Raw genomic sequence first — 26,611 nt, forward strand, 5'->3', positions numbered from 1 at the left:
TCTCCTAGGTGTTGCGGCGGTCGAAGCTCTGGTGGGCTGGGGCGTGGATCAGGACCCGTAGTGGAGCCATACGGACTTCAGCTCGGTGTACGCGTCGAGCGCCCACGGACCCATTTCTCGTCCCCAGCCCGAGGCCTTGTAGCCGCCCCACGGTGCGGCCATGTCGGGGATGGGCGGCATGTTGACGAACACGGCGCCGGCCTTGATGCCGTTCGCGAGACGCTGTGACGTGGCGATGTCGCGGGTCCACACCGTGGCGGCGAGGCCGTAGGGAGTGTCGTTGGCGCGATTGATGAGGTCGTGGAGCTCATCGGTGTCGTCGTACGCGGTCACGGCGAGGACCGGCCCGAAGATCTCTTCGTGCATGATCGCTGCACTGTCCTTGACGCCGGTGAACACGGTCGGTTCGAAGAAGTACCCGTCCCGGTCGATGCGTTTGCCGCCGGCGACCAGCTCCGCACCATCCGCGGCGCCGGTCGCGACCAGCCTTTCGACATGCGAGAGATGCTTGGCCGAGACCAACGGTCCCAGCACGTTGGATTCGTCGGCGCCCGGCCCGATCGGCACCTGGGCCAGACCGCCGACCACCTTCTCGACGAACTCCTGCTCGCGGGAACGCTCGACGTAGAAACGGGTGTACGCAGCGCACACCTGCCCACTGTTGAGCGTGGCACCCATGATGTTGCCGCCGACCGCGGCGTCGATGTCCGCGTCGCGGGCGATGATGCTCGGGGCCTTCCCGCCCAGCTCGAGGGTGAGCCGCTTGAGGTTGGTTTCGGCGCTCGCCATCGTGATGAGCTTCCCGACGGCCGTGGACCCGGTGTAGGACACGTGGTCGACGTCCGGGTGACGGGTGAGCATCTCCCCCACCGAGCCGTCGCCGGTCACGATGTTGACGACTCCGGCCGGGAAGCCGGCCTCGGCACAGAGCTCTACGAGACGCAGGCTCGTCAGGGGCGTAACCTCGCTGGGCTTGATCACGACCGTGTTGCCGGTCGCCAGCGCCGGTGCGAGCTTCCACGTCAGGATCATCAACGGGAAGTTCCACGGCGTGATCAGTGCGTTGACCCCGACCGGCTCGCGGCGCGTGTAGTTCAGCGTGTCCGGGAAGGACACCGGGTTCGTACTGCCCTGCATCTTGGTGACCCAACCCGCGTAGTAGCGGATGTGCTCGGCAGCGCCGGTCACTGACACCATGCGCGAGATGCCGATCGGCTGGCCTTGGTCGCGGGTCTCGAGCTGTGCCAGCTCCTCGTGATGCTCGTCAACCAGGCTCGCGAGCTTGAACAACAAGCCCGCGCGCTGGACCGGGAGCAGGTCGGCCCATGCGGGGTTGCTCAGGGCTGCTCGCGCTGCGGCGATAGCCGCGTCCACGTCACCCCGGCTGGCGGTGGGGACGGTCTCGATGACCTGTCCGGTGGACGGGTCGATGGTGTCGATCGCGGACGTTCCGGAGGAGCCGGTCCATTCTCCGTCGATGAAGAGCTTGCTTGCCATTCCGGTGTCCTCCTGCGCTGTGGTGACTCGGCCAGTGCCGCTGATCGGTGCGCCGGAAGGGCGCCACTCGATTCTGGAGTGGGAAACCGATCTTTGACTTGGCCCGCCGTGATCGACACTTGGCGCAGCGCGAACGGTTCCGCTCCCGCACTTCCGTCGGCCTCTCCGATTCTCAGAATGAGAAGGAGCGCCACCATCGCGAGACCCCTCGCGAGTCGCACATTTCACCACTGGGAGGTCGCGTCATGACGCTGAACGCCGACGTAATCGTCGTCGGAGCCGGGTCCGCCGGTTCCATTCTCACCCGCCGCCTCGTGGATGCCGGCAAGTCCGTCCTTCTCTTCGAAGCCGGCGGCGAGGACACCAATCCCGCGATCCACGACGTGATGCGTCTGGCTGAGCTCTGGATGAGCCCACAGGACTGGGGATACTTCACGGTGCCGCAAAAGAATGCGGCCGGACGCGCCCTTCACCTGCCACGTGGCAAGGTGCTCGGCGGCTCACACGCCCTCAACGCCTGCATCTGGGTTCGCGGCGCCGTCGAGGACTTCACGCACTGGCAGAAGCTGGGCGCCACCGAATGGGGCTGGGACGACGTGGCCCCCGTCTACGACCGGATCGAGGCGTATGACGGGCAGCCCGCCACGGGCCGTGGGACCGATGGCTTGCTGGACATCAACGTCTCGTACACACTCGACCCGATCCAGCAGTCGATCCTCGACGCATCGGTCGAGGCGGGCCTGCCGCTCAACCCGGACTACAACAGCGGTCACCTCGACGGCGTGGCGAAGATGCAGTTCAACATTCGCGGTATCGAGCGCTGGAACACCTACAAGGCGTACCTCAAGCCGGTCCGGGGGCAGGACAACCTCCAGATCGTCACCGGCGCCCGCGTCAATCGCCTCATCGTCGAGGACGGCGTGGTCAGCGGCGTCGAGGTCGACGTGCAGGGGGTGCCGACCGAGGCGTACGCCGCCGAGACGATCCTGTGCGCGGGCGCGCTGGACTCCCCGCGCCTGCTGCTCCGCAGCGGCATCGGGCCGGCGGACGAGCTCCGGGCGCTGGGCATCGCGATCGAGCGCGATCTGCCCGGCGTGGGGCGCAACCTGCACGACCACCTCATCGCTCCGGTCATCTTCGAGACGACGACACGGGAGGTCGGCCCGCCGACGCCGGGACTCGCCGCATGCCAGACGCACCACTTCTGGCGGAGCCGCGGGGGGCTCGACTCCCCCGACACCCAGCCGATCAACTTCGGCGTTCCGATGTACTCCGAGGACTGGATGAGCGGGCCGGAGTTCGGCTTCTCGCTCATGGCAGGTCTGGTCCGGCCCGAGAGCCGTGGTTCAGTCACGCTGACGGGTCCGGGTGCCAACGATCCAGTCGCGATCGACCTCAACGTCTTCGACGACGAGGCCGACCTCGATGCCCTCGTCGCCTCCCTCAAGAAGTGCCGGGAAATCGGGCGACAGCCGGCGTTGGCCACCGAGTGGGGAGCCCGCGAGATCTACCCCGGACCAGGGCTCGAGTCCGACGAGGAGCTCCGTGACTACGTACGCCGGACCGCGATCACGTACCACCACCAGGTCGGCACGTGCGCCATGGGAACGACCCCCGACGCCGTGGTGGACCCGTCGACCCTACGCGTGCACGGGGTGGCCGGCCTCCGCGTCGCTGACGCCTCGGTGATGCCCCGCATCACGAGCGGCAACACCAACGCACCGGCCTGTCTCATCGGCGAACGTGCTGCTGACTTCGTGCTCGCCGAGTAGCACGCCGAGACGGGAGATCAGAAAGGTGGCCGACGCTCACGCGTCGGCCACCTTTTCGTGTGCAGATCAGGCGTCGTGAAGGGCCTCGGCACGGAACTGACGCGGCGAGGCACCGTAGGCGGCCTTGAACACCCGCGAGAAGTGAGGCGCGTCCGGCAGTCCCCACCGGGCACCGATCTCCGAGACAGACCGCCCTGAGTGCACCGGATCGGTGAGCATCCTGCGGCACTGCTCGAGTCGTCGCGTACGGATCCAGGTCGACACGCTGCTGCCCTCGGTCTGGAACAGCTGATGGAGTTGACGCACCGAGATGTAGTGGGCTGCCGCGATCTGGCCCGGCGACAACGAGTCGTCGTCGAGGTGGGCCTCGATGAAGTGCTTGATCTGGCTCAGCAGCCTCCGCCGCGGCTCGTTCGCACCTTCCAGTCCGATGTCGAGCTCGCTGGCGAACAACGTGGTCACCAGGTCGATCGTCGTGTGAGCGAGGCGGAGCGCCGACACACCCTGGAGTGACTCGAAGTTCTTCGCCATCCTCAGCAGGAACGGGCTGACCACCTGGCACAGCGCAAGGTCGGCCGGCAGGCGGGTGGCAGTGAGCTCTCTGAGGTCCTCGGTCGACAGGTCGATGGACGTCCGGGGAAACATCAGCACGATGTGCCGCATGTAGTCGTCGGACAGCAAGGTGTAGGGCCGAGTGGTGTCGTAGATCGCGATGTCGCCAGGAGTGAGCAACGCCTCCTTGCCGTCCTGGAGGAGCAGGCTGCTTCCCCGCAGCTGCATGGAGAGCTTGTAGAAGTCACGGCCGGACCGTGCCACCAGCTCAGGGGTACGGACGACCGCATGCTGGCTCACGCTGATGTCGAACATCGCCAAGCAGTCGATCCGCTTGGCGCGCAAGTCGCCATGGAACGTGTCAGGGCGATCGGTCTGTACGTCCAGGGGCACGAAGCTCTCGGAGACGTGGCGGCGCCAGTCGTGAAAATCGGCCGTGCTGAATGTCTCGACTCCGTTGGACGTCCCCGGCATGCTGTCCACCGTCATGGAACCTCCGGTGTGGTGTTGATGTGCCCAAAGTATGCGCCACTTGGTGTGACGGATGCCACAATCTGCTGAGATTCCAGCATTTGCCGTAAACAGGCATGCGCGCTACGACAAGTTTCAGGCTGGCGTCGCAGACGTTCCCATGTAGGCGCTGTGCAGCAGGTCGGGGTCGTCCACCAACGTCTGAGCCGGGCCCGAGTACGTCAGTCGCCCACCGGTGATGACGGCCGCTCCGGTCGAGATCCCCAGTGCCATCTGGGCGAACTGCTCGACGAGCAGGACGCCCATACCGTCTTCGGCAAATGCCGTCATCATGGGCAGCAGGCGCCCGAAGACCGCCGGCGCCAGGCCCAGGGACATCTCGTCGACGAGCATGAACCGCGGTGCGGTGACGAGTGCGCGAGCCAGCACCAGCATCTGCTGCTCACCACCCGAAAGCAGGGTCGCGTCGCTGTCCCGGCGCTTGGCAAGCTCCGGAAACAGGTCGAACGCGCCCTCGATCTCGGATGCGGACCGGGTCGCGACCCGCAGGTTCTCCATCACGCTCAGCGAGCCGAAGACCGTACGCCCCTGCTCGACGTGCACGATGCCGAGGCGCCGTCTTTCGACCTTGCTGAGCTTGGTGATGTCGTGGCCGTCGCAGCTGATCGCGCCTCCCGACGTGGCGACGAGCCCGGACACGGCCTCGAGGAGAGTCGTCTTGCCCGCGCCGTTGGGACCGACAAGCGTCGTCACCTCACCGGGGCGGACGCGAATCGTGACATCGGAGACGATGCGCCCTCCTGAGCGGTCGACGCAGACGCCGTCGAGGAACAGCTCGCTGCTCATACCGTCACCTCTCCCATGTAGGCCTTCATCACAGCGGGATCTCGCAGCACCACTTCGTGGGGGCCGGCAGCGATGACGCGGCCGAAGTTGAGGACCACCAACGACGTACAGACAGACCTCACCAGATCGAGGTCGTGCTCGATGAGCAGCACCGAGGTGCCGAACTTCGCAGGCACGGCCTGCAGGTGCTGCCCGAACCGAAGGTGCTCCTCGTGAGACAGCCCAGCCGCAGGCTCGTCCAGGAGCAGGACGCGGGGTCGGCTCAGCACGTGCGCCGCCACCTCCACGAGACGACGCGTGCCCAGGTCGACATCTGCCAGGCGAGCGTGCGCCGGCGGACAGTCGAAGTGGCTCAGGACCGCATTGATCTCCGATCGGCTGTGCCGGCCGCGGGCCACGAGGCGTACGAATGCACCGACGGTGATGCCCGGCGGGACTCGGTCCTGCTGGAACGTGCGCCGCAACCCGGCCCGCGCGCGTCCGGTCGGACGCATCCGGGTCAGGTCCCGGTCGTCGAGGTCGATGCTCCCCGACGCAGGAGCGGTGAACCCGGTGAGCACGTCGACCAGGGAGGACTTGCCCGCGCCGTTCGGGCCGATCAGCCCGATGATCGCCCCCTGCGGGATGTCGATGTCGACATCGTCGAGCGCGGTGACCGCGCCGAACGACAGCGTGATGCCTCGCGCCCGAAGCGCCACGGCGCCGGCATCCGGGCGATCCGGGGGCGGTGACGATCCGAGCACGCCATCGTCAAGCGAACCCTCCGCGGATTGCTGATGCTCAGGACCTGCGCTGCTGGGCACATGGCGCCGGCCCACCAACCTCTGAACGTTGTCCCCGATGCTGTTGCCGGAGGCAACCGCCTGAATCCCTGCCAGGCCGAAGACCACGAGCGCCCAGTCCTGCGGGATGCCCCATGACTTGAACAGCTCGGGGATGCCGACCCACAGAACACCGCCGACCACCGCGGCGCTGACAGCCTGCGCACCGACCAGGACGGCGAGCACGTACAGAGCGAGCGATGAAGTGGGTTCGAAGCTGCTCGGGTAGAGGACGCCGACCTGACCGGCCGTCACTCCCCCGCTGATCCCGGCAAGTAGGGCACTGATGCCGAAGGCCGTCGTCTTCGCGTACGGAACGCTCACACCGGCCGCAGCGGCGCCACGTTCGGAGTAGGCCACAGCACGCCAGCTCGAGCCGAGCTTGGTCCGATCGAGGTAGGCGACCCACAGCCCCGATGCGATCAGGAATGCCGCGGAGAGCACGAAGTAGTCCTCGTCGGAGACGGCTGCGACCGGACGATCGATGTACAGACCCTCGTTGATCCCGGGGAACTGGGTGAGGCCGAGGGTCAGTCGAAGCGCGGCCGCGAACCCGAGAGTGACCACGGCCAGGTTGACGCCGCGCAGTCGCAAGGCGGGAATGCCGATCACGACTCCGACGAGCCCGGCCGCCGCGCCGCCGAGGATGACCCACACGATGAACCCGCCGGGCGCCTGCCACTCATTGAGCTGGGCCACGACAGCGGCACCCACGGCGGCGAACGACAGCTGGCAGAGCGAGATCATGCCCGCTCGTCCGGAGACCACACCGATGCCGACCAGCGCGATGGCGGCCGTGACGACACTGATTCCGAGAAACACCATGTACGGCGACAGCACCCGGCTGCCGACAACCGCCGCCACGAGTGCAAGGACTGCCAGGGCCGCCGGGGCGAACGGTGACTCCACCAGGCCCTGGCGGAGCGATCCGGCTGCGCGGTCCGCAGGCGGCTCGGTCTGAGGCGAATCGCCCATGGCAGAACTCGTGGGCTCGCTCTCAACGTGCGACATCCCACACCTCCTTACGCTCGCTCCACAGCAGGAGCACGAGGATCGCGACGAATGGAATCCAGAACTTGATGACAGAGAGATCGTTGAACTGGGCCAGGGCGCCTTGCAGCATGCCGAGCCCGATGCCGCCGGCGACTGCCAGCCACACCGAGCGGAACGCGCCGAGCAGGGCGGCCGCCGCCGATGGCACGACCAGCATCGACAACGAGTACTGATCGTTCGTCTGCGTGGGGGCGACGAGGGCCACCGCGACGGCTGCAACCAGGCCCGTCGCCATCCATACCCCGATCGTGAGCATCCGGGAAGGGACTCCCAACAGCTCCGCCGTCGTCGGTCGTTCGGCGAGAGCACGGAGAAGTACGCCCACATCGGTCTTCCTGAGGAGCACGGTCGCCACGGCTGCGGTGAGGAGCGCCATCAGGCACATGATCAGACCGACCCAGGTCACGACGGTTCCGCCGACCTCGAACGCGGCGCCATGGACGATCGGGCTGATGGTCTTCGGCTTGGTGCCGAACGCGATGAACGACGCCGACAGCGTGAGCAGAAGGGCGGCGATCGAGACGGCGGAACGCCTCGTGATGTCAGCCTCCGGCATCCACTTCGCGATGACCGCGCCGAGGATGCCGGAGCCGACTGTTCCCACAAGCACTCCGCAGGCGATCGCCAACGAGACCGGGAGGCCTCGATCGGCGAGCGTCACTGCCGCGTACGTTCCGAACATCGCGAACGCGACCTGCGCGAAGTTCACCACCCGCGCCAGTTGTGCCATCAGTGTCAGGCAGACGGCCACCGTGGCGTAGAGGCCACCGAGCGCGAGCCCGCTCATTGCTCCTGAGAACACCGCAGCCTCGCTTAGTTCTGCTCGACGACGAGCCAGTCGTCGGCTGCGTTCGACCAGGCACCGTTCTCCAGCATCACCGGGAAGCCGGCGTGATTGGGGTTGTGGCTGTCGCCGGTCCCGAACTCGTACGGCGTGCCGACCATCTCGTTCTCGATCGGCTCCATGTTCTGCAGCGCCTCGGTGACCGACTCTCGGGTGATGTCACCCTTGATCGACTTCAGCACCTCGACCAGGTAGGTGGCCGAGAGGTAGCCGCCCTGGGAGAAGGACGTCAGCGCCAGATCATTTTGCGTCATGAGGTCGCGCCAGTCCTTGTTGGCCGTGGCGCTGGGGTCGGTGAACGGCAGGAACTCTGCGGGCAGATAGACCTTCTGGCCCGCCGGCGCTGCCTTGGCGAACTGCTGGGAATAGACCGAGGTCAGGAACAGCCAGGTGACGTCGGTGATGTTCTGGGCCCTCGCTGCCTTGAGCAGGCCCAGCGCGTCCGGCTCCACGAAGTTCGTGAAGACGGCGTCGCAGCCCTCCTTCTTGATCTTCACGGCCTGGGGCGTGTAGTCGGCATTGCCGTAGGGAACGCTGTCGTCGAAGAAGACGAGCTCCTTGCCGGTCGCCTTGCTCCACGCGTCGATGGACGCCTGGTAGGCGGGCTTGGTCGCGCCCGTGATGGAGACGAACCCACAGATCTTCTTCAGACCGAGGTTCTCCGATCCGATCGTCAGCGTCATCTGCGAGTCGAGGAAGGGGCCGGCGTTCACGGGTGCCATCACCGGGCTGGAGAAGCAACCCGGTCCGACTCCGGTGCCGACGACATTCATGATCTTCTGCTGCTCGTAGAACTTGCCGTTGACGTCGCAGTCGACCAGGCTCGCGCCGCCGACCAGGGCGACGGCGTTCTTCGTGGCGACGAGCTCGCGCGCCAGTTGCGTCGCCGTCGCGGGGTCGGCCTTGTCGTCCGCCGCCGTGTATTCGATCTTGCGACCGTTGATGCCGCCATCGGCGTTGACCCGGTCGAATACCGCCTTCGCTGCAGCAGAGGCCTCCGGGAACGTAGCCGGGCCGCTGAGGGCGTTGACCGAGCCGAGGACGATGGGATCGTCGGAGCCGGAGCTTCCGGCGTTGCCACCGCAGCCGCTGAGTCCAGCAGCGGCGGCCAGGGCCGTCGCGAGGACGATGATTCGCTTCATGTTGATGAGCCTTTCGATAGGACACCGGAACTCGATCAGCGCCAGCGTCCTCGCCAAGGTAGAAAGAAGTGACCCTTTGGGGCTTGGCTGAGCGGGTAGGGAAGTTGACACTGCGGGCACGCCGGGCATGCGGGCGACGAAGAATGGTGCGACTCCGCGCGGGGCGGAGACAAAAGCAGTCAACGTGACCGGCGTCACGTGCGTCTTCCGCGAATCGGACATCCGACTTGCCGGATTCGGACATCCGAGGTCTGTCCCTCAGCGAGTGCAGATCGTGCCTTCGACCTCGCCGAATGTGATCGCGCCGGCCATGGCGCGCAGCGTGATGGTGTCGCCGTCCTGCAGGTAGGTGCGAGTGGTGCCGTCGGCGAGGGTGTACGGCTGCGTGCCGCCCCACGACAGCTCCAGAAGTGATCCGCGTTGATCGCGGTCGGGGCCGGAGATCGTGCCGGATCCGTAGAGGTCACCCGTACGCAGTGACGCGCCGTTGACCGTCATGTGGGCGAGCATCTGGGCCGGTGACCAGTACATCGAGGCGTAGGGCGGCCGTGACACCACCGTGCCGTTGATGACGACCTCGAGGTCGATCGCGTAGCCGGCAGGTTCGGCGACCCGCAGGTAGTCCAGCGGCTCGGGATCCTGTCCAAGCAGCGGCACTCGAGCATCCCGGATCGCCGCGAGCGGGGTGACCCACGGCGAGATCGACGTCGCGAACGACTTCCCGAGGAACGGACCCAGCGGGACGTACTCCCAGGCCTGGAGGTCGCGGGCCGACCAGTCGTTGAGCAGTGTGACGCCGAAGACGTGGTCGGCGAACGCGTCCGCGGACACCCGCTCCCCCAGCGTGCTGGGCACCCCGACGACGAACCCCAGCTCGGCCTCGATGTCGAGCGCCTGCGACGGCCCGAACCCCGGCCGCCCGTCAGATCCCGGACGGCGTTGACCGTGAGGTCGCACGATCGGTGTGCCCGACGGGACGACCGTGCCGGCACGACCGTGATAGCCGACTGGGAGGTGGCGCCAGTTGGGCAGCAGCGGTTCTGCATCGGGCCGGAAGATCTTGCCGACGTTCGACGCATGATCGAGCGAGGCGTAGAAGTCGACGTAGTCGGCCACCGCGAACGGCATCCGCGGCTCGACCTCGGCCAGCGGGATGCGACCGGCGGAGGAGGTGGCCAAGGTGTTCTGCAGCCATGCACGTACGGCCGACCACATGCCCGGCCCGGCAGCCATCAACGGCGCGAGGTCCGGACCGGCGAGCACCGAGGGGTCGAAGGACGGCGTCGAAGACGCAGCCAGCGCCGCAAGGTCGACCACCTCGTCCTCGAGGCGTACGACCACGAACCGACGGCCCTGGTGCATGACGACGCCATAGGGCAAATGGTCCAACCCGAAGCCACTCATGCGATCAGCCTGCCAGCACGACGCACCCGCAGCCTTGAGCGTGCGCGCAGGCCACTGGGCATTCCACGCAGACTCGACTACGTGCCGGAGCGTGACCCGCGATCCTCCGACGGCGTGCGGCCGAATCGAGCTCGGAACAACCTGGTGAAGTGCGCCTGCGATGCGAAGCCCCAGCGTCCGGCGATGTCGGCGATCCGGTGCCCTTCCATGGAGGGCGAGGTGAGGTCCAGACGGGCCGCCTCCAGGCGACGTCCCTGGATGTACTGCGCGACCGTGGTGCCCTCGGTGGCGAAGGCACGGTTGAGGTGACGCGAGGTGACCCCCACGGCGTGCGCGACTCGATCCGTGCAGAGGTCGAAGTCCCCCAGGTGGGTGGCGATGAACTCCTTGGCCGACAGCAGGTGCGCCGCACCGTTCGGCGTCCCCTTGCCTGCTGTCATCGTTCCCAACAGGTCCAGCAGATGATCGCCGGTCGAGTGCCGAGCCGCGCCAGGATCCTCCACCAGCCCGAGCAGCATCCGCCTGAGCGCACGGGCGGTCACCGCTGCCGGCCCGACCCCGTCCGCGGCGACCTTGAGCGGCACCCCGGGCGTGGGCGCGCAACGTTCTTCGAAGACCGACTTGGGTACGTCGACAAGGATCTGGCGCATCGTGCTGCTGAACCCGAACAGGTACGGCACGTCCGTCTCGTACACGATCACGTCGCCGGCGCCGAGCGTTGCGCAGCCCTCCGAGTGGTAGAAGAACGCGTCTCCTTCGAGCAGGACCGAGGCGAACACCGCGTCCTTCGGCCGTTCCCGGACCAGCTGTGGCGCCCGCTCGATGACATGGGCGTTGCCCGCGATGTTGGCGACCCGGAAGCCGCCGACATCGAGATTGAGCTCGCTGGCGACCAGACCCTCGGCGACGTACGACGAACAGGTCAGTCCTACGAGCGCCTCGGCGTTGTAGTGCTCCCAGAACGCCAGGCGATCCTGCGGCTCGATCCCGGCTGTCGAGACAGACGAGACTACGGAGGCTGCTGACATGGCGTACTCCTCTCGGGTCTTCAGACCGTCAGATATCCGCCGTCCACTGGTAGGACGACTCCCGTGACGTAGGCGGCAGCGGGCGAGGCCAGGAAGACGTACGCATCCGCCACGTCCGCAGGGGTCCCCCACCGGCTGATCGGGAGACGCGACATCACCGCCGCGGATGCCTGAGGGTCTGCCTGCAGTCCCTGCGACAGCGGCGTGTCGATCCAACCGGGAGCGATCGCATTGACCCGGATCCCCTCCCCGGCGTACTCCGCCGCCAGCGAGCGCGTGAGCTGGGCGATCCCGCCCTTGCTGGCGCTGTAGGCCGGTCGGTCGGCGGCGCCGAAGTAGCTGTACATCGAGGCAGTCGTCACGACCGAGCCACGGCGCTGCGCCAGTAGCGGCCGAGCCGCTTCGGCCACCCGCATGGTCGCCCCGAGGTTGACTGCCAGCACCTGGGCGAAGACCTCGAGGTCGTACTCGTCGCGATCGCGGCTGATCCCCGCGCAGCACAGCAGGACGTCGAGTGCGGGCACGCCGGACATGAACGCGGACACCGCCTTGGCGTCGGTCACATCCAGCTCAACCACGCGTACGCGCTCGTGCACTGGGGTGTGAGGACTTCGGGCATTGAGTCCTACGGCCAGGACGTCGGCCCCGAGCTCGGCGAAACGAAGGGCTGCTCCAGCACCGATCCCTGACGTCCCTCCCGTCACCAGAACCGTCCGGCCCTCGAACAGGTTGCTCTGCCAGCTCATGGTCGTTTCTCTCCCTCGCAGTGGATCAGTGTCTTGATGCCGTCGCCCGGGTCCGAAACCATCCGCATCAGGGCACCCGGTCCCTCGTCCAGTCCCACGACATCGGTCACCATCGCGGCCAGGTCCAGCCGCCCCTCTGCGCACATCTGGATGAGCTCGTCATGGCAGTCGCGGTATCCGACGCTGGTCGTGATCGTCTGCTCGTTGTTGAGCAGGCGAAATGCCGGCAGCACGAGCTCGTCGACGAGGCCGAGGAGGAGCAGCTCGCCCCCGGTCCGCAGTCCGGCGAGTGCCAGGTCGAAGGTCTGCTGACTCCCGACGACTTCGAACGCGACGTGGACGCCGACCCCGTCGGTTGCCTGGCCCACCGCGGCGGCGACGTCATCGTCCGGCGAGAGGACAACGCTTGCGCCGAGCTTGGCGGCGAGCTCGCGGCGAGCGGGGCGAGGATCGATTCCGATCACCGCCGCGGCGCCCTTCTCACGCAGAAGTGCGCACACGAGCAGCCCCACCGGACCCAGCCCCACTACGAGGACCGCCTGTCCCGCGGCGAACGTTGACCGACGGATGCCGTGCAACGCGACCGCCGCCGGCTCGAGGACGGCGGCCGCGGCGAGATCGAAACCGTCGGGCAGCGCTCGCACCATGTACTCGGGCACGACGGCGTACTCGGCCATTCCACCGTCGCCCATGAGGCCGGCGAAGCCGGATCCCACGCACACCTCGTAGCGACCCTCCCGGCACGCGGTGCACGTCCTGCAGCGGTAGTTCGGCTCCACCGCGACGCGGGTCCCGAGCGGCAACGCGTCCACGCCGTTCCCCACCGCGACCACCGTGCCGGAGAACTCGTGCCCCAAGGTGATCGGCGCCCTCGTTCCCGACAGTGCATGTGCGGTGCTCACCGGAATGGCGTGCGGGCCGTCGGCGATCTCGTGGAGGTCGCTCCCGCACACACCGCAATAGGCGACCGCCACCAACACCTCACCGTCGCCGGGCGGCGAGATGTCGAACGTCTCCAGCCGAAGATCGCCGGCTGCATGCCAGCGGACCGCGCGTGCTGTCGTCATTGGTGTCCCTGGGTCCTGAACTTCGGGCGCTCAGCGGATCAGGGTGTCGACGTAGTCGGCGCCGATCCCCACCTTGTCGTAGTGCTCCCGGCAGAGAGCCAGGTAGTCGTGCACGTCGAAATGACCGTCGCTGTTGCCGTCCTCGTCGAGCCAGATCAGCGGACCAGTGACCACGAAGAAGCAGCGCATCGGCTCATCGGACTCGTACGCCACGAGGGTGTGTCCCTCGCCCGGGGTCTCGTAGACGAACGACCCTTCCGTCGCTGTCCACGGCTGCTCGAGGTATCCCCACTTGCCGCTGATCGTGTAGGCGAACACCTCGTGCGGGTGGTAGTGCCGGTTGACCAGGCCGGCGGACTTGGCCCACAGGACATCGGCCCAGCGGTTGTCGCGAGGTGAGATCCACAGGGGGCGGGAAGCGACGGTTTCGCTGAAAGGCACGTAGTAGCGCTCGTCCTCGACGGGCGCGAACTGGTGGAAGACTTCCGGCTGGGCGTCGGGCTTGAGGGCGTTCTCGATCGGCTTGAGGTCGCGCCAGAATTCCGAACCAGGTGTTTCAGGCATGGTCGTCGATCCTTTCGAAGTGCGGGCGTCACGCGGTGCGGCGACGTACGCAGTCAACGTGACCGGCGTCACCCGCGTCTTCCACGAATCGGACATCTGTTTTGCCGGTCCTGGACATCGTGACGTCCGCTCGCGCGCGCCCACTTGCTGCACCACGCACAGCTGTTGATCGGAGGCGCACGACTTAGCCTGCGGTGCGGACGCATGCGTTCGGCCCGATTCAGACTCGCCCATGTGACGCGGGCCACTCGCCGAGCGGCGAGCCCATGCCTATGTCAAGGCGCTCCCGCGAACAGGAAGAGGATTGTCATGTCCACACTGCACAAGACGTTGTCAGGGCTGAGCGTTCGCCGGGCTGCGCTGTTGCTGCTGCCGGTAGCTCTCGCCGGCGCCATGATCGCGGTGCCGCCGGCGACCGCGCAGACGCCGACTCCGGTCGCTGTGCCTACCGCAGCCCTGTCGGAGGTCAATGTTCCTGGAACATCGCCGATGTCGGCGACGGCCGTTGACCTCGCGGCTGTCGGCTACACCGCGCGCGAGTTCTACGCGGAAGGCCAGGCCAACGGGTACGCCGGCGCGACTGCCGGCGCGCTGACGACCGCCTCCGTACTGGACGGCGGCAACCCGTATCGCACGCGCGTCATGGTGCGCTACCCGAAGGCCGACAGGTTCAACGGAACGTTGGCCGTGGAGTGGACCAACGTCACCATCGGGGTCGACTTCGAGTTCGCGGCCGCCGAAGCCTCGGAGTACCTGCTCCGCGAGGGCTACGCGGTCGCGGTCGTCTCCGCACAGCGCGTCGGTGTCGAGCGGCTCAAGACCTGGAGCCCCGCCCGCTACGCCGGACTCTCGGTGGACGTCAACAAGTGCGGCGACGGCGGGACGTCGCTGTGCACCGGAGACCCGCTGTCGTACGACATCTTCGCGCAGGTCACCCAGGCGCTGAAGGGCAACGTCGGTGGCGCGGCCGCGCCGATGCCGGGCCTGAAGGTCAAGGACGCGATCGCCATCGGTCAGTCCCAGTCGGCCGGCCGCCTGGCGGTCTACTACAACACCGTCCAGCCGCTGCACGACGTCTTCGAGGGCTTCGCGCTCTGGGACCGTTCGGGCCAGCTCCGATCCGATCTGACCGTCCCTGCGATCGGCGTCGCCTCCGAAGGACTCGGCGGCTCGTTCGGTGGCGCGCGATGGACGACGTCCGAGTACACGCGCAAGTGGGACATCGCCGGCGCGACGCACGCCTCGCTCTACGGCGCCGAGTACATCGAGGCGATCGCGCAGCGCGATCAGTCGATCCAGGCACCCGACGGCCAGCCGATCACCTTCTTCCAGTGGATCGAACCCGCCTGCGTCAAGCTTCCGCCCTTCACGACGGTGGACGTGGGTCTGGTCTACAACAAGGCCATCGACTCGGTACGCACCTGGTCCAGGACCGGCAAGCCCGCCGCCCCCTCACGGAGCTTCGTGACCACCGACGCAGGGACCGTCGTACGCGATGCCGACGGCAAGGTTGAGGGCGGGATCCGGCTCCCCCAGTTCGTCGTGCCGACAGCTGACCAGGGAGCGCTCAACGGGCCCGCATTCCCCTGCAACGTGTCCGGTTGGCACCGCTACTACTCGGACGCGGAGCTCAAGGCGATGTACAAGACACACGCCCAGTACGTCTCCAAGGTGCGGAAAGTCATGACCCCGCTGGTGTCGGAAGGCTACGTGCTGCCGGCGGACGCCGCGGCGGCCATTCGCGACGCTGCCCGCTCGGACGTGGCAAGGTAGTCGACCTACTCAGGTGGGTCGACAAGGCCCGTGACCGGCACTTCTGCTGGTCATGGACGCTGTGATCACCCACACGAGCGTGGACGTCGGCACGCGGGCGTCCACGTCACGGAGATTCCTATGCGACGGGTCGGGGCGGTGCAGATCCGCTCCGACCCAGGTCCTTACCTTGCCTCAGCCCTTGCGTGAAGGCAGCCGCAGACTGTTCCTAACCAGGTCGACCGCACACATTCTTCCGGGTCAACCGCGTAGATCCGTCGAGAGCCATCGCCAACCCTTCCCATGGGACCCACATCCCGGCTCACAGGCCAGCCTGGCAGCTTTCACCCGAGCAACGGGTTGGCCACGATCGCCGTGCCACGGTTCAGACCCTGCGGAAGAGTGCCGCCATGGCTTGCCCACCACCGATACACATGGTGACGATCCCCGTCTCGAGGTCGCGCCGAACAAGGTCCTTGGCAACCCGCAGAGCCAGGATCGCCCCTGTGGCACCGACCGGGTGACCGAGCGCGATCGCGCCGCCATACGGGTTCACCATGGCGGGGTCCAGCTTGGCATCTCGGATCACCGCAACCGCTTGGGATGCTCGTCCTCGGCGACCGTCAACGGCTTGCGCCCGCCCACCTCGACCGGAGCGATCTCCTCAGCGAAAGCCTGCCGCGCGGCCTCCGTGGCGGCACAGCGCTGGGACTCCACGGCGAACTCGTCCTGCTCCAGCCGCGTGACGCCATACTTGGCCGCGACGTTCTCCGCCGTCTTCCCCATGTGGATCTGATGGAACGGATCGGTCAGCATCGTCACCGTGCCGTCGACCAACTGCCGGTCGCCGAGCTTGTAGCCGTTGCGGGCATCGAAGTCGTAGAAACGCATCCGGGTCATCGACTCGTCACCACCGGCGAGCGTCAGGTCGAGGCCATTCCACCGCATCTGCATCGCAGCCGACCAGATCGCCTGCAGCCCTGACCCGCACAGACGGTTGACCGTATAACCCGGCACACTCGGGGGCAGCCCGGCGCCGATGGCTACGCGCCGTGCGTTGTATGCGTCCGGACCCACCTGGCCGATGCAGCCCATGACCACCTCGCCGATTTCGGACGGATCGACGTGCGAGCGGTCCAGGGCCGCCTTCGATGCCGTAGCCCCGAGCTCATGGGCAGGAACGCTCTTGAACACCCCTCCGTAGCTCCCGATCGGAGTCCGCGCCCCGTCGACGAGAACGATCTTCTCTGCTTCAGGCATGCTTCCATCCAATCCGTGACGACGGCCTCGGTCCCGAGGGCCGGGTGTTCAGTGCGACCTCGTGCAGAACGGTCACCGAGACGAGCAACGCGCCGATCAACCAGCGTTCTGCCCCGAGCGCAACGGCTGCGGCGAGCAGGCAGGACAACGAGTAGGCGCTTGAACGCAGCCTCGTCGGATTCGCCATGGGAACCTCCACTCTGAGGAATGTGACGAATCTGACGTTAAGCAGGCCCGACGGGGCCTGCCCCCTCCCCTCAGGGAGGGGATTTGGACCGGGCAATGCAGGTCACTCCCAGCTCACGTCCCAGCGCGTCCCTGATCGAGGGTGTGCAAGCGTCCCGATCGACAAACCCATCCCGGTCGGGCTCGAATCCCCCGGTTCCCTGAGGTGTCCATCCGGATCGGCCGTTCACACCGTGTCGTCGATTCGTACAACGACAGGGAGATCCGAATGACTGACACGATCGGCGTAGTCGGTGGTGGCCTGATGGGCTCAGGAATCGTCGAGGTTGCGGCGCGTGCCGGACTCGACGTCGTCAACATCGAGGTATCGACTGCCGCATCCCGCGAAGCAGCCGCCCGCGTCGAGTCGTCACTGACGCGGGCGGTGTCGCGAGGGAAGATCTCGGCGGCAGACGCTGAAGCGGCATTCCAGCGGGTTCGGTTCACCGATGACATGACGTCGCTGGCTGATCGTGGGCTCGTCATCGAGGCCGCCTCCGAGAACGAGACGATGAAGCTCGCACTGTTTCGGAAGCTCGGTCACATCCTGAGCCGCGAGGACGCCATCCTCGCCTCGAACACTTCCTCCATCCCGATCGCCAAGCTGGGTGCCGCCTCCGGGCGTCCCTCTCTCGTGATGGGTGTCCACTTCTTCAACCCGTGCCGGTCATGCAGCTCGTCGAGCTCATTCCCTCGCTGTCCACGTCTGCCGAGACCGTCTCACGCATGCATTCCTTCGTAGGTGACACGCTGGGCAAGCGAGCGATCGAGGCTACGGACCGCGCAGGGTTCGTCGTCAACTCACTTCTCGTGCCCTACCTGCTCAGCGCCATCAGGATGCTCGAGGCCGGCTACGCCTCCGCAGACGACATCGACCGGGGCATGACGCTCGGCTGCGGCCACCCGATGGGACCACTCGCGCTGACCGACCTGATCGGGCTGGACACGGTCCAAGCGATCGGCCGGTCCATGTACGACGAGCTCAAGGAACCGCTGTACTCCTCGCCGCCGTTGTTGGACCGGATGGTCGACGCCGGCCTGCTGGGTGCGAAGTCGGGCAAAGGTTTCTTCGACCACCCGAAGGGGTAGGGGCGCGGTGGCCTCAAATCCCATCCCTCTCTCCCGGGGGTGGGACGAACGCATCCCTCGTTACGGTGCCGGTGTCAGCAGGTGGCGTACGTCACACCCGATCACCGCGAATGACGGCCAAGGCCCGCCAACCATATGTAGAGGAGACCCAGTGCAGTCCACCGATGGAACAGCGCCGATCTGGACGCCGTCCGACGACCGTCTCAGATCGGCCAACGTCGAACGGTTTCGTCGCTGGGTCTGTGAGCGCAGGGGTGTCAACCTCCCAGATTACCCCGCGCTACACGAATGGTCGGTCCGCGAAGCCTCCGGGTTCTGGGCTGATCTGTGGGAGTTCTTCGAGGTCGACAGCAAGACGCCGTGGACGGCTGTCCATGACGGTCGGGAGATGCCGTACGGCCGCTGGTTCCTGGGCGCCAGATTGAACTACGTCGACCACGTCTTCCGTGAGGCGGATCCCGATGCCGTCGCAATCCGTTCCGTCGGGGAGCCTGGCGCAACGGCTGCTCGGGATATCACGTGGGCCGAGCTCCGAGGTGATGTCGCGGGGTTCACCGCGACGCTTCGCGAGGCCGGCGTCGGCCGCGGCGACTTCGTCGCGGGCTACGTACCCAACATCGCCGAAGCGGTCGTCGCGTTCCTGGCCACGGCGAGCCTCGGAGCGGTCTGGGCATCCTGCGGCCAGGACTACTCCCCCGCCGCGGCCGTCTCCCGCCTCGGCCAGCTGTCTCCGGTCGTCCTGGTCACAGCCGACGGCTATCGCTACAACGGGAAGGCGGTCGATCGCCGGGATGCCGTGGCAGAGATCCGCCGCGGCATCCCGTCCATCCGCCAGACGGTCATGATCCCGCGGCTTGGCCTACCCATCGATGACGAGCCCACAGTCCTCACCTGGGCCGGGGCGATCTCGCCGGACGTCCCTCTTCGGACCGAGGCAGTTCCCTTCGACCACCCTCTCTGGACGCTCTTCTCGTCCGGGACCACAGGGAAACCGAAGGGAATCGTCCACGGCCACGGGGGTGTCCTGCTCGAGCATCTGAAGCAGATGAGCTTTCACCTCGACATGGACTCGGACGACACCTACTTCTGGTACACGTCCCCGAGCTGGATGATGTGGAACTTCCAGGTCGCCGGACTCCTCGTGGGAGCGACCATCGTGTGTTACGACGGTAGCCCTGGATATCCGGATCCTGGCGCGCTATGGGAGATCGCGGCGGACTGCCGGGCAACCGTCCTGGGCACCAGTCCGGCGTACCTTCTGGCGTCTGAGAAGGCCGGCCTTCACCCAGCTCACGACAACGACCTGAGCCACCTCCGCATCCTCGGTGCCACAGGCTCCGTGCTGCCCCCGAGCTCGTACCGCTGGGCCGCCGAGCACGTCGGCACCTCCGTAGCGGTCGCTTCGACAACCGGCGGCACCGACGTGGTGAGCGCCTTCGCAGGAGCTGTGCCGGTGATGCCGATCTGGCCCGGTGAGCTGTCCGTGCCATGTCTCGGAGTGTCCTTGGAGGCGTGGGACGAGAACGGCAGGAGCGTGCGTGACGAGGTCGGCGAGCTCGTGATTACACGCCCCCTCCCATCGATGCCCGTGAGATTCTGGGACGACCCGGACGGCGAGCGGTATCGCCGTGCCTACTTCGGCAAATACCCCGGCGTCTGGTGTCACGGCGATTGGATCACGATCACCTCCCGCGGTTCGGTCGTCGTCCATGGCCGGTCGGACTCGACCTTGAACCGCAACGGCGTCCGGATGGGCAGCTCCGACATCTACGAGGTCGTCGAGAAGCTGCCCGAGGTGGCCGAGGCGCTCGTGATCGGCGCCGAGGAGTCCGACGGGTCCTACTGGATGCCCCTGTTCATCGTGCTGGCCGAGGACACCGCTCTTGACGACCGGCTCGTCGCGACCATCCGAGACGCGATCAGGTCGCAGGCATCTCCGAAGCACGTTCCGGACGCCGTCTACGCCGTTCCCGGGATCCCCCACACCCGCACCGGGAAGAAGCTGGAGATCCCGGTCAAACGCATCCTGCAGGGTGCCCCGCCCGAGAGTGTCGTCGACCCCCAGTCGGTCGACGATCCGTCCCTGCTGGAGTTCTTCGCCCGTACGGCACGTGTGCGCCGTGAATCAACGACCAGACAGGAATCTGCCTCATGAGCGAGCTCATCAATGACCGCGTGCGCTGGAGCATCAATGGCCAGGTGGCCACTGTGACCCTCGCCCGACCCGACGGAGGAAACGGCTTCGACCTCGCCATGGCCGAAGCGATCCGCGAGGCGGCGAAACGCGTCCACGACGGCTCGAAGAAAGGCACGGTCCGGGCCGCGATCGTCGCGGCCGAGGGGCCGGCGTTCTCAGTGGGTGGCGATCTGCAGTACTTCGCCTCGTCGGCCGAGCGGGACAAGGAGATGGACAAGGTCGCCGGCGCCATCCACGACGCTCTGCGGCTGCTCGCCGGCGCCGATGCGCCCGTGATCACGGTCGTGGAGGGAGTCGCAGCGGGAGGCGGCATCGGCCTCGCGCTGACCGGTGACATCGTCCTGGCCTCGCCCCGGGCGAAGTTCCGGATGGCCTACACAGCGGTGGGCCTGAGCCCTGACTGTGGCACATCGTGGATCGTTCCCCGGCTGATCGGAGAGGGACGGGCTCTCGACCTCGCGCTGACCAACCGCGTGGTGTCGGTCAAGGAAGCAGCGGAGTGGGGGTTGGTGAGTCGAGTCGTCGAGGACGACGTCCTGTCGGAGGCGCAGGCTCTCGCCCGATCACTCGCCGGAGGACCCTTCGCAGCACTCAGCAGGACGAAGCGGCTCATCAGGTCGAGCGCGACGGCTTCCTTCTCAGAGCACCTCGACGACGAGGCGGCTTCCATCTCCGCGCTCGTCGCCTCTTCCGATGGCATCGAGGGCATCGACGCGTTCCTCGGCAAGCGTGAACCGAAGTTCACCTGATCACTCGTTCACCTAAGGAGAAGCCATGTCCACTCGTCGAATGAAGCGTCGGAGCCGATCGGCCCTCTTCGCGGTGTTGCTCCTGGCGGCATGCGCCGGCTGCAGCTCGGCCACCGCTCGGCTTACGGGGAAGGACGACGGGCGGCCGGTGGTGCTCACCAGCTTCACGGTGCTCGAGGACATCGCGGAGAACGTGGCCGGCGATCACCTGCGGGTGGAGTCCATCACCAAGGTCGGCGCAGAGATCCACGGCTACGAGCCGACACCGCGTGATGTCGCAAAGGCCTCGGAGGCCGACCTCGTCCTCGACAACGGGCTGAACCTGGAGGCCTGGTTCGGCCAGTTCATCGAGTCAGCAGACGTCCTGCACGTAGTCGTCTCGGAGGGGGTCGATGCCATCGACATCACCGGCGACGCCTATGCCGGCAAGCCGAACCCGCACGCGTGGATGAGTGCGGTCAACGCCCAGATCTATGTGGACAACATTGTTGACGCATTCTCGGACCTGGCCCCTGAGCATGCAGGGGACTTCCTCGCCAATGGCAGGGCATACAAGGCCGAGCTCCAGGCGGTCCAGCACGAGATGGTCACGAGGCTGAAGGAGGTTCCGGAGAGCAAGCGGGCTCTGGTCTCCTGCGAGGGAGCCTTCTCCTACCTGGCACGAGATGCAGGTCTGACGGAGAAGTACATCTGGCCCGTCAACGCGGAGCAGCAGGCCACGCCGAAGCAGATCACCTCTGCCATCGAGTTCGTCGAGACCAACGAAGTGCCGGCCGTCTTCTGCGAGTCGACAGTGTCGGGCAAACCCATGAAGCAGGTCGTTCACGCCACCGGAGCAGCCTTCGGAGGCACCTTGTACGTGGACTCGCTCTCCGAGTCCGACGGACCTGTGCCGACGTACCTGGACCTGCTCCGCTATGACGCAGACACGATTGTCGGTGCACTGACTGGAGGCGACTTGTGATGTCCGAGATCGAGATCGATGACCTGCACGTCCGCTACGGCGCGGTGCATGCCCTGGACGGCGCGATCCTCCGCGTCGAGTCCGGCCGCGTCACGGCCCTGGTCGGCATGAACGGCTCGGGGAAGTCGACGCTCTTCAAAGCGATCATGGGGCTGGTCCGTCCCAGCGCGGGCGGGGTCACGATCGGGGGTCTCTCCCCCACAGCGGCGCGTCGAGGCGGTCTGATCAGCTACGTACCGCAGAACGAGTCGGTGGACTGGACGTTCCCGACGTCAGTGCGGGACGTAGTGATGATGGGCCGGTACGGCCACCAGGGCTTCACCCGCCGTCCGCGAGGCGCCGACCACGCCGCGGTGGCGGAAGCACTCGCCCGGGTCGAGCTGACCGAACTCGCCGACCGGCAGATCGGCCAGCTCTCGGGCGGACAGAAGAAGCGTACGTTCGTCGCTCGAGGTATCGCCCAAGGCGCCCGTGTCCTCCTGCTCGACGAGCCGTTCGCCGGTGTGGACAAGCGCTCCGAAGCCACCATCATCAGGCTGCTGAGGGACCTGGCTGCGGACGGCCGCACGATCTTCTGCTCTACCCATGACCTGCATGGCCTTCCCCAGCTGGCGGACGAGGCCGTTCTGCTCAAGCGCCACGTCCTGCTCCACGGAGCGGTCGAAGAGGTGCTCCAACCCCACCAGCTGGCTCGGGCCTTCGGTCTCGAGACGCACGACCTGACCGCGGTTCAGAGCCTGGACGGTGTCGCATGAGCACCCAGATCGGTCTCCTCGACCTGGTCCTCGAACCGCTCCAGTACGAGTTCATGGTTCGCGCGCTCCTGACCACGGCCATCGCGGCGGTCCTGTGCGCGCTGCTGTCGTGCTGGCTTGTCCTCGTCGGATGGTCCCTCATGGGCGACGCCGTGTCCCACGCCGTCCTTCCCGGTGTGGTCGTCGCCTACATCACGGGCGTTCCGCTCGTGCTCGGTGCACTTGGCTTCGGGGTCCTGGCCGTCCTTGTCATCGGAGCGATCTCGGCCACCAGCCGCGTCAAGGAGGACGCGGCGATCGGGATCGTCTTCACCACGCTGTTCGCGCTCGGCCTGGTCCTCATCTCGGTGACGCCGAGCCAGAAGGACCTCAACCACATCATCTTCGGAAACATCCTCGGTGTCTCGGAGACGGATCTCGCCCAGGTCGCCGCACTAGCGGCAGTCGGGATGGCAATCCTGCTCCTGAAGAGGCGTGACCTGACCCTGTACGCCTTCGACCCCATCCACTGCCACACACTGGGCATCTCCACCCGTGGTCTGCGATCGCTGCTCCTGGGCATGCTCGCACTCACATCAGTGGTATCCCTCCAGGTGGTCGGAGTGGTCCTTGTGGTCGCGATGCTCATCATCCCCGGCGCGACGGCCTATCTCCTCACCGACCGGTTCCGTCGGATGCTCCTCATCGCACCTGTCACCTCGGTGGCGTGCTCGATCGTCGGCATCTACCTCAGCTACTGGATCGACGCAGCCTCCGGTGGGCTCGTCGTGGTCGTACAGGGAACCGTGTTCTTCGTGGTCTACCTGCTGAGTCCCCGACACGGCCTGATCGCGAAGCTGCGGCTGGCACACGGGAGGGCCGGAAGTTCGTCCGCGCCTGCGGCGACAGCCTCGACCGGATGAGTCACCCGTCCGTGCCACGCACAGCCGTCCACACGGCAATCGCGTCCCGTGTCGGCCCCACATCGTGGACCCGGAGGATCCGGGCACCACGCTGAGCAGCGACGAGCGCAGCTGCCACCGAGGCAACCATCCGGTCCCCGACGGCACGCCCGGTCAGCACCCCGAGCATCCCCTTGCGCGAAAGGCCGGCCATCAGCGGGTAGGAGGGGGCCACGTCCGCCAGTGAGGCAAGCAGCTGCAGGTTGTGGGGCAGCGTCTTCCCGAACCCGAAACCGGGATCCAGCACGATGGCGTGACGCGGGGTGCCGGCTCGCTCACAGATCTCGGCCTGACCCACGAGGTAGGCGGACACCTCCGCGACCACATCGTCGTACGCGGGATCATCCTGCATCGTCGCCGGCTCGCCCTGCATATGGGAGATGCACACTGCGACTCCGCTGGCAGCGACGGACTCCATCGCTCCCGGCCGTCTGAGGCCACGCACGTCGTTCACCATGGACGCGCCTGCCTCGGCCGCGGCGAGCATCACGGCCGGGCTCGAGGTATCCACCGACACGGGACATGCGGTTCGGTCGACCAGGTCAGCGATCACCGGCACAACACGGTCGATCTCCTCCTGCTCGCCGATGGCTCGCGCCCCGGGTCGCGTCGACTCACCTCCCACGTCGATGAGGTCCGCTCCTTCTTCCACGAGCAGCAGTCCGTGACGTACGGCGGCCGCCTGGGTGGTGAAGCGCCCGCCGTCGGAGAACGAGTCCGGAGTCACGTTCACGATGCCGCACACCAGCGGTGGTCCGTCGTCGTGAATGCGTCGCACCAGCTGCGTCACTCGCTCTGATCTCATGAGTTGACCTCCTTGACGGGCGCGAGGACGCGTGACGAGACGCGCGCGCCGACGAATGCTTCGATGACTCGCTGCCCGTGATCGGTCAGGATCGACTCGGGATGCCATTGGAGTCCTTCGACGTGACTGTGGAGGCGATGCCTGACTCCCATCAGCTCACCGTCGGACGACCACGAGGTCGGCTCCAGGCTCGACGGGAGATCGACGGCACCGACCGTCAGCGAGTGGTAGCGCGCGACCCGGATCGACGCCGGCAGTCCGTGAAGCAGCCCCTCCCCGTCATGGGAGAGAACGTCGGACATACCGTGCACGACGCGGCCGGCACGAACGACACGAGCACCGAACGCCTCGCCGATGGCCTGGTGACCGAGGCAGACCCCGAGCACGGGTGTCGATGCCGCCAGCGCGCGCACCACTGGCACGCAGATCCCGGCCTCCGCGGGCGCGAACGGCCCCGGCGAGAGCAGGAGGTGGGTGAAGACACCCGTCCGACGGAGCGACACCACATCGTCGGGCCTCAGGGCATCGTTGCGTACGACGGCCGCTATGGCACCTGTCTGGATGACCTGGTGGACGATCATGTGAACGAACGAGTCGTAGTTGTCCACGACCAGAACCCTGGGCACATCGGAACCCTGTCCGGCCTCGAAGAACCTGCGGATCCGGGACAGCTCCGATGTCGTCGACGCCGTGCGAAAAGGGGCCGGGCGCGGGAGCCGCGCACTGTCAGGTGACAGCTGTGGCGGCGTACGCGGCCAGCGGCTCCCGATCGCTCGGAGCACCGGCTCGGCCTTGACCCGGCACTCCTCCACCTCCAGCCGATCGTCGGAGAGAGCGGTGATCCCTCCCCCGACGCCCATCCATGCCTTGCCCGGCGAGAACTCCAGCGTCCGGATCGTCACCGATAGCTCCATCCCTGCACCAGGGCTCACGTATCCGATGGCGCCGGTGTAGGCCTCACGCGTCTGCGGCTCGAGTGCGTCGATCAGGCGCATGGCGGCCACTTTCGGCGCCCCCGTCACCGATCCGGGCGGAAACGTGCAGCGCAGGACTTCGCCGTCGTGGACACCGTTCGCGAGCGTTCCGGTGACGTCGGAGACAAGGTGGCGGACCGAGTGCTCCTCGACCCGGTTCAGAGCCGGCACGTCCACGCTGCCGGGCGTACAGACCCGGGCGAGGTCGTTGCGCATCAGGTCGACGATCATGACGTTCTCGGCTCGGTCCTTGGCCGAGCTCGCCAGCTCGCGCGGGTCGGCAGCTGTCGGAGCGGTGCCCTTGATCGGGGAGCTCGTGATGCGTCGGCCTCTACGCCGGAGGAAGAGCTCCGGCGAGAAGCTGGCGATCTCCGCTCCGGGCCAGCCGACGTACGCCGCGAAGTCCGGCTCGAGCGCCCGCCATCCACGCACGAAGACATCGAGCGGGTTACCGCGAAAGTCAGCTTCGATCCGCTGGGTGATGTTGGCCTGGAAGAGGTCGCCGTCTATGATCGCGTCGCGTACGTGACGGATCGACGCCGCATGTGCTGCCTCTCCAGAGGCGCTCGCGAAGTCCCCGAGGTCGTACGGCTCCGGCCTGGCACACGCGGGGCCGGCGGCGAGTCCCTGGAGATCGTGTCGGAAGCGCGCGTCGCGATCCGCGCACCGAGCCGGATCGACATGACCCGTCAGCCGCTCGTACCGCCATCGACCACGCTCTCGGACGAGCACTCGGTCGTAGAACGCGAGACGTGTGACCGGCACCGACGACGGGTGAGCAGGGCCGATGTCCTCGAGCAACCGCCCCAGGCGGTAGCCGAAGGAGCCGATCCACCCACCGCCGAAGCCTCCCTCCACAGCCGGAGGGGCCAGATCGAGCACCGTGAACGGATCCGCATCCGGCTCCAGCACATGCAACGGATCCCAGGCGATCACCGCCCTCCCGTCGTGCCACCGGCCCAGAAGAGCAGCCAGATGAGCACGGTCACGAAGACCGAGCAGCACCGCCCCCGGATCGTGCGGCAGCTCGATCGGGACGCGCTCGACACAGAGCGATGACCCGGCCGTTCCTCCCCAACCTCGCTCGACCACC

Annotated in this window: 23 protein-coding genes and 1 pseudogene; 9 read left to right on the forward strand and 15 right to left on the reverse strand. The window is 66.9% G+C overall.

Annotation, left to right across the window (positions count from 1 at the left end):
• Positions 1–48: 48 nt before the first annotated feature.
• On the reverse strand, positions 49–1,497 hold the full coding sequence (locus OG801_RS01580) for an aldehyde dehydrogenase family protein (RefSeq protein ID WP_406033141.1): 1,449 nt from the start codon (positions 1,495–1,497) through the stop codon (positions 49–51).
• A 245-nt stretch (positions 1,498–1,742) separates the two neighbouring features.
• On the opposite strand from OG801_RS01580, the gene OG801_RS01585 reads away from it, so the two are divergent.
• Positions 1,743–3,269, forward strand: a complete 1,527-nt coding sequence (locus OG801_RS01585; protein WP_406033142.1) for a GMC family oxidoreductase — start codon at positions 1,743–1,745, stop codon at positions 3,267–3,269.
• A gap of 66 nt (positions 3,270–3,335) precedes the next feature.
• On the opposite strand, the gene OG801_RS01590 is transcribed toward OG801_RS01585, so the two are convergent.
• From OG801_RS01590 to OG801_RS01635, 10 genes are all read right to left on the reverse strand, one after another.
• Positions 3,336–4,310 (reverse strand): helix-turn-helix domain-containing protein, encoded by a 975-nt coding sequence (locus OG801_RS01590; RefSeq protein WP_406033144.1) that lies wholly within the window; start codon positions 4,308–4,310, stop codon positions 3,336–3,338.
• A gap of 117 nt (positions 4,311–4,427) precedes the next feature.
• Entirely contained in the window at positions 4,428–5,138 is a 711-nt protein-coding gene (locus tag OG801_RS01595) for an ABC transporter ATP-binding protein (RefSeq protein ID WP_406033146.1), read from the reverse strand.
• Complete coding sequence (locus OG801_RS01600; RefSeq protein ID WP_406033148.1) at positions 5,135–6,934, reverse strand: ABC transporter permease subunit; 1,800 nt, start codon at positions 6,932–6,934, stop codon at positions 5,135–5,137. Before OG801_RS01600 ends, OG801_RS01595 begins: the two co-directional genes overlap by 4 nt.
• Before the next feature lie 22 nt (positions 6,935–6,956).
• Positions 6,957–7,799 (reverse strand): branched-chain amino acid ABC transporter permease, encoded by an 843-nt coding sequence (locus OG801_RS01605; protein ID WP_406033150.1) that lies wholly within the window; start codon positions 7,797–7,799, stop codon positions 6,957–6,959.
• Between the two features lie 26 nt (positions 7,800–7,825).
• Positions 7,826–8,998, reverse strand: a complete 1,173-nt coding sequence (locus OG801_RS01610) for an ABC transporter substrate-binding protein (protein ID WP_406033153.1) — start codon at positions 8,996–8,998, stop codon at positions 7,826–7,828.
• Between the two features lie 258 nt (positions 8,999–9,256).
• Entirely contained in the window at positions 9,257–10,402 is a 1,146-nt protein-coding gene (gene fahA, locus OG801_RS01615; RefSeq protein WP_406033155.1) for a fumarylacetoacetase, read from the reverse strand.
• A 77-nt stretch (positions 10,403–10,479) separates the two neighbouring features.
• Positions 10,480–11,430: a helix-turn-helix domain-containing protein gene (locus tag OG801_RS01620; RefSeq protein WP_406033156.1), complete on the reverse strand. Its 951-nt coding sequence runs from the start codon at positions 11,428–11,430 to the stop codon at positions 10,480–10,482.
• Positions 11,431–11,450: 20 nt separating this feature from the next.
• Positions 11,451–12,176: an SDR family NAD(P)-dependent oxidoreductase gene (locus tag OG801_RS01625; RefSeq protein ID WP_406033158.1), complete on the reverse strand. Its 726-nt coding sequence runs from the start codon at positions 12,174–12,176 to the stop codon at positions 11,451–11,453.
• A complete protein-coding gene (locus OG801_RS01630) occupies positions 12,173–13,243 on the reverse strand; it encodes an alcohol dehydrogenase catalytic domain-containing protein (RefSeq protein ID WP_406033160.1) in 1,071 nt (356 codons plus the stop codon). The genes OG801_RS01625 and OG801_RS01630 overlap by 4 nt, the downstream gene beginning before the upstream one ends.
• Positions 13,244–13,273: 30 nt before the next feature.
• The gene (locus tag OG801_RS01635; RefSeq protein WP_406033162.1) at positions 13,274–13,807 is read right to left on the reverse strand and encodes a 2,4'-dihydroxyacetophenone dioxygenase family protein; all 534 of its coding nucleotides are present in this window, start codon (positions 13,805–13,807) and stop codon (positions 13,274–13,276) included.
• A gap of 309 nt (positions 13,808–14,116) precedes the next feature.
• On the opposite strand from OG801_RS01635, the gene OG801_RS01640 reads away from it, so the two are divergent.
• Positions 14,117–15,580, forward strand: coding sequence for an alpha/beta hydrolase domain-containing protein (locus tag OG801_RS01640; protein WP_406033164.1), 1,464 nt, complete (start codon positions 14,117–14,119; stop codon positions 15,578–15,580).
• A gap of 364 nt (positions 15,581–15,944) precedes the next feature.
• Here OG801_RS01640 and OG801_RS01645 read toward each other — a convergent pair whose 3' ends face one another.
• Together OG801_RS01645 and OG801_RS01650 are read right to left on the reverse strand one after the other, a co-directional pair.
• Entirely contained in the window at positions 15,945–16,148 is a 204-nt protein-coding gene (locus OG801_RS01645; RefSeq protein ID WP_406033166.1) for a hypothetical protein, read from the reverse strand.
• Positions 16,145–16,819, reverse strand: coding sequence for a hypothetical protein (locus OG801_RS01650; RefSeq protein ID WP_406033167.1), 675 nt, complete (start codon positions 16,817–16,819; stop codon positions 16,145–16,147). The genes OG801_RS01645 and OG801_RS01650 overlap by 4 nt, the downstream gene beginning before the upstream one ends.
• Positions 16,820–17,309: 490 nt before the next feature.
• Between OG801_RS01650 and OG801_RS01655 the strand changes: the two are divergent.
• The 7 genes and pseudogenes from OG801_RS01655 to OG801_RS01685 form a co-directional block, all read left to right on the forward strand.
• Positions 17,310–17,764 (forward strand): annotated as a pseudogene (locus OG801_RS01655) (3-hydroxyacyl-CoA dehydrogenase NAD-binding domain-containing protein); the annotation flags it as partial.
• Between the two features lie 6 nt (positions 17,765–17,770).
• Positions 17,771–18,133: a 3-hydroxyacyl-CoA dehydrogenase family protein gene (locus OG801_RS01660; protein ID WP_406036324.1), complete on the forward strand. Its 363-nt coding sequence runs from the start codon at positions 17,771–17,773 to the stop codon at positions 18,131–18,133.
• 151 nt (positions 18,134–18,284) lie between these two features.
• Positions 18,285–20,288, forward strand: a complete 2,004-nt coding sequence (locus OG801_RS01665; RefSeq protein ID WP_406033169.1) for an acetoacetate--CoA ligase — start codon at positions 18,285–18,287, stop codon at positions 20,286–20,288.
• Positions 20,285–21,079: an enoyl-CoA hydratase/isomerase family protein gene (locus tag OG801_RS01670; protein WP_406033171.1), complete on the forward strand. Its 795-nt coding sequence runs from the start codon at positions 20,285–20,287 to the stop codon at positions 21,077–21,079. Before OG801_RS01665 ends, OG801_RS01670 begins: the two co-directional genes overlap by 4 nt.
• 25 nt (positions 21,080–21,104) lie before the next feature.
• Positions 21,105–22,043 (forward strand): metal ABC transporter substrate-binding protein, encoded by a 939-nt coding sequence (locus OG801_RS01675; RefSeq protein WP_406033173.1) that lies wholly within the window; start codon positions 21,105–21,107, stop codon positions 22,041–22,043.
• On the forward strand, positions 22,043–22,798 hold the full coding sequence (locus tag OG801_RS01680) for a metal ABC transporter ATP-binding protein (protein ID WP_406033175.1): 756 nt from the start codon (positions 22,043–22,045) through the stop codon (positions 22,796–22,798). The genes OG801_RS01675 and OG801_RS01680 overlap by 1 nt, the downstream gene beginning before the upstream one ends.
• Positions 22,795–23,700, forward strand: a complete 906-nt coding sequence (locus OG801_RS01685; RefSeq protein WP_406033176.1) for a metal ABC transporter permease — start codon at positions 22,795–22,797, stop codon at positions 23,698–23,700. Before OG801_RS01680 ends, OG801_RS01685 begins: the two co-directional genes overlap by 4 nt.
• 1 nt (position 23,701) lies before the next feature.
• On the opposite strand, the gene folP is transcribed toward OG801_RS01685, so the two are convergent.
• Together folP and OG801_RS01695 are read right to left on the reverse strand one after the other, a co-directional pair.
• Positions 23,702–24,544 (reverse strand): dihydropteroate synthase, encoded by an 843-nt coding sequence (folP, locus tag OG801_RS01690; RefSeq protein WP_406033178.1) that lies wholly within the window; start codon positions 24,542–24,544, stop codon positions 23,702–23,704.
• Entirely contained in the window at positions 24,541–26,610 is a 2,070-nt protein-coding gene (locus OG801_RS01695) for a chorismate-binding protein (RefSeq protein ID WP_406033180.1), read from the reverse strand. The genes folP and OG801_RS01695 overlap by 4 nt, the downstream gene beginning before the upstream one ends.
• Position 26,611: the final 1 nt, after the last annotated feature.

The organism is Nocardioides sp. NBC_00163 (genome assembly GCF_045206295.1).
Taxonomy (GTDB): domain Bacteria; phylum Actinomycetota; class Actinomycetes; order Propionibacteriales; family Nocardioidaceae; genus Nocardioides.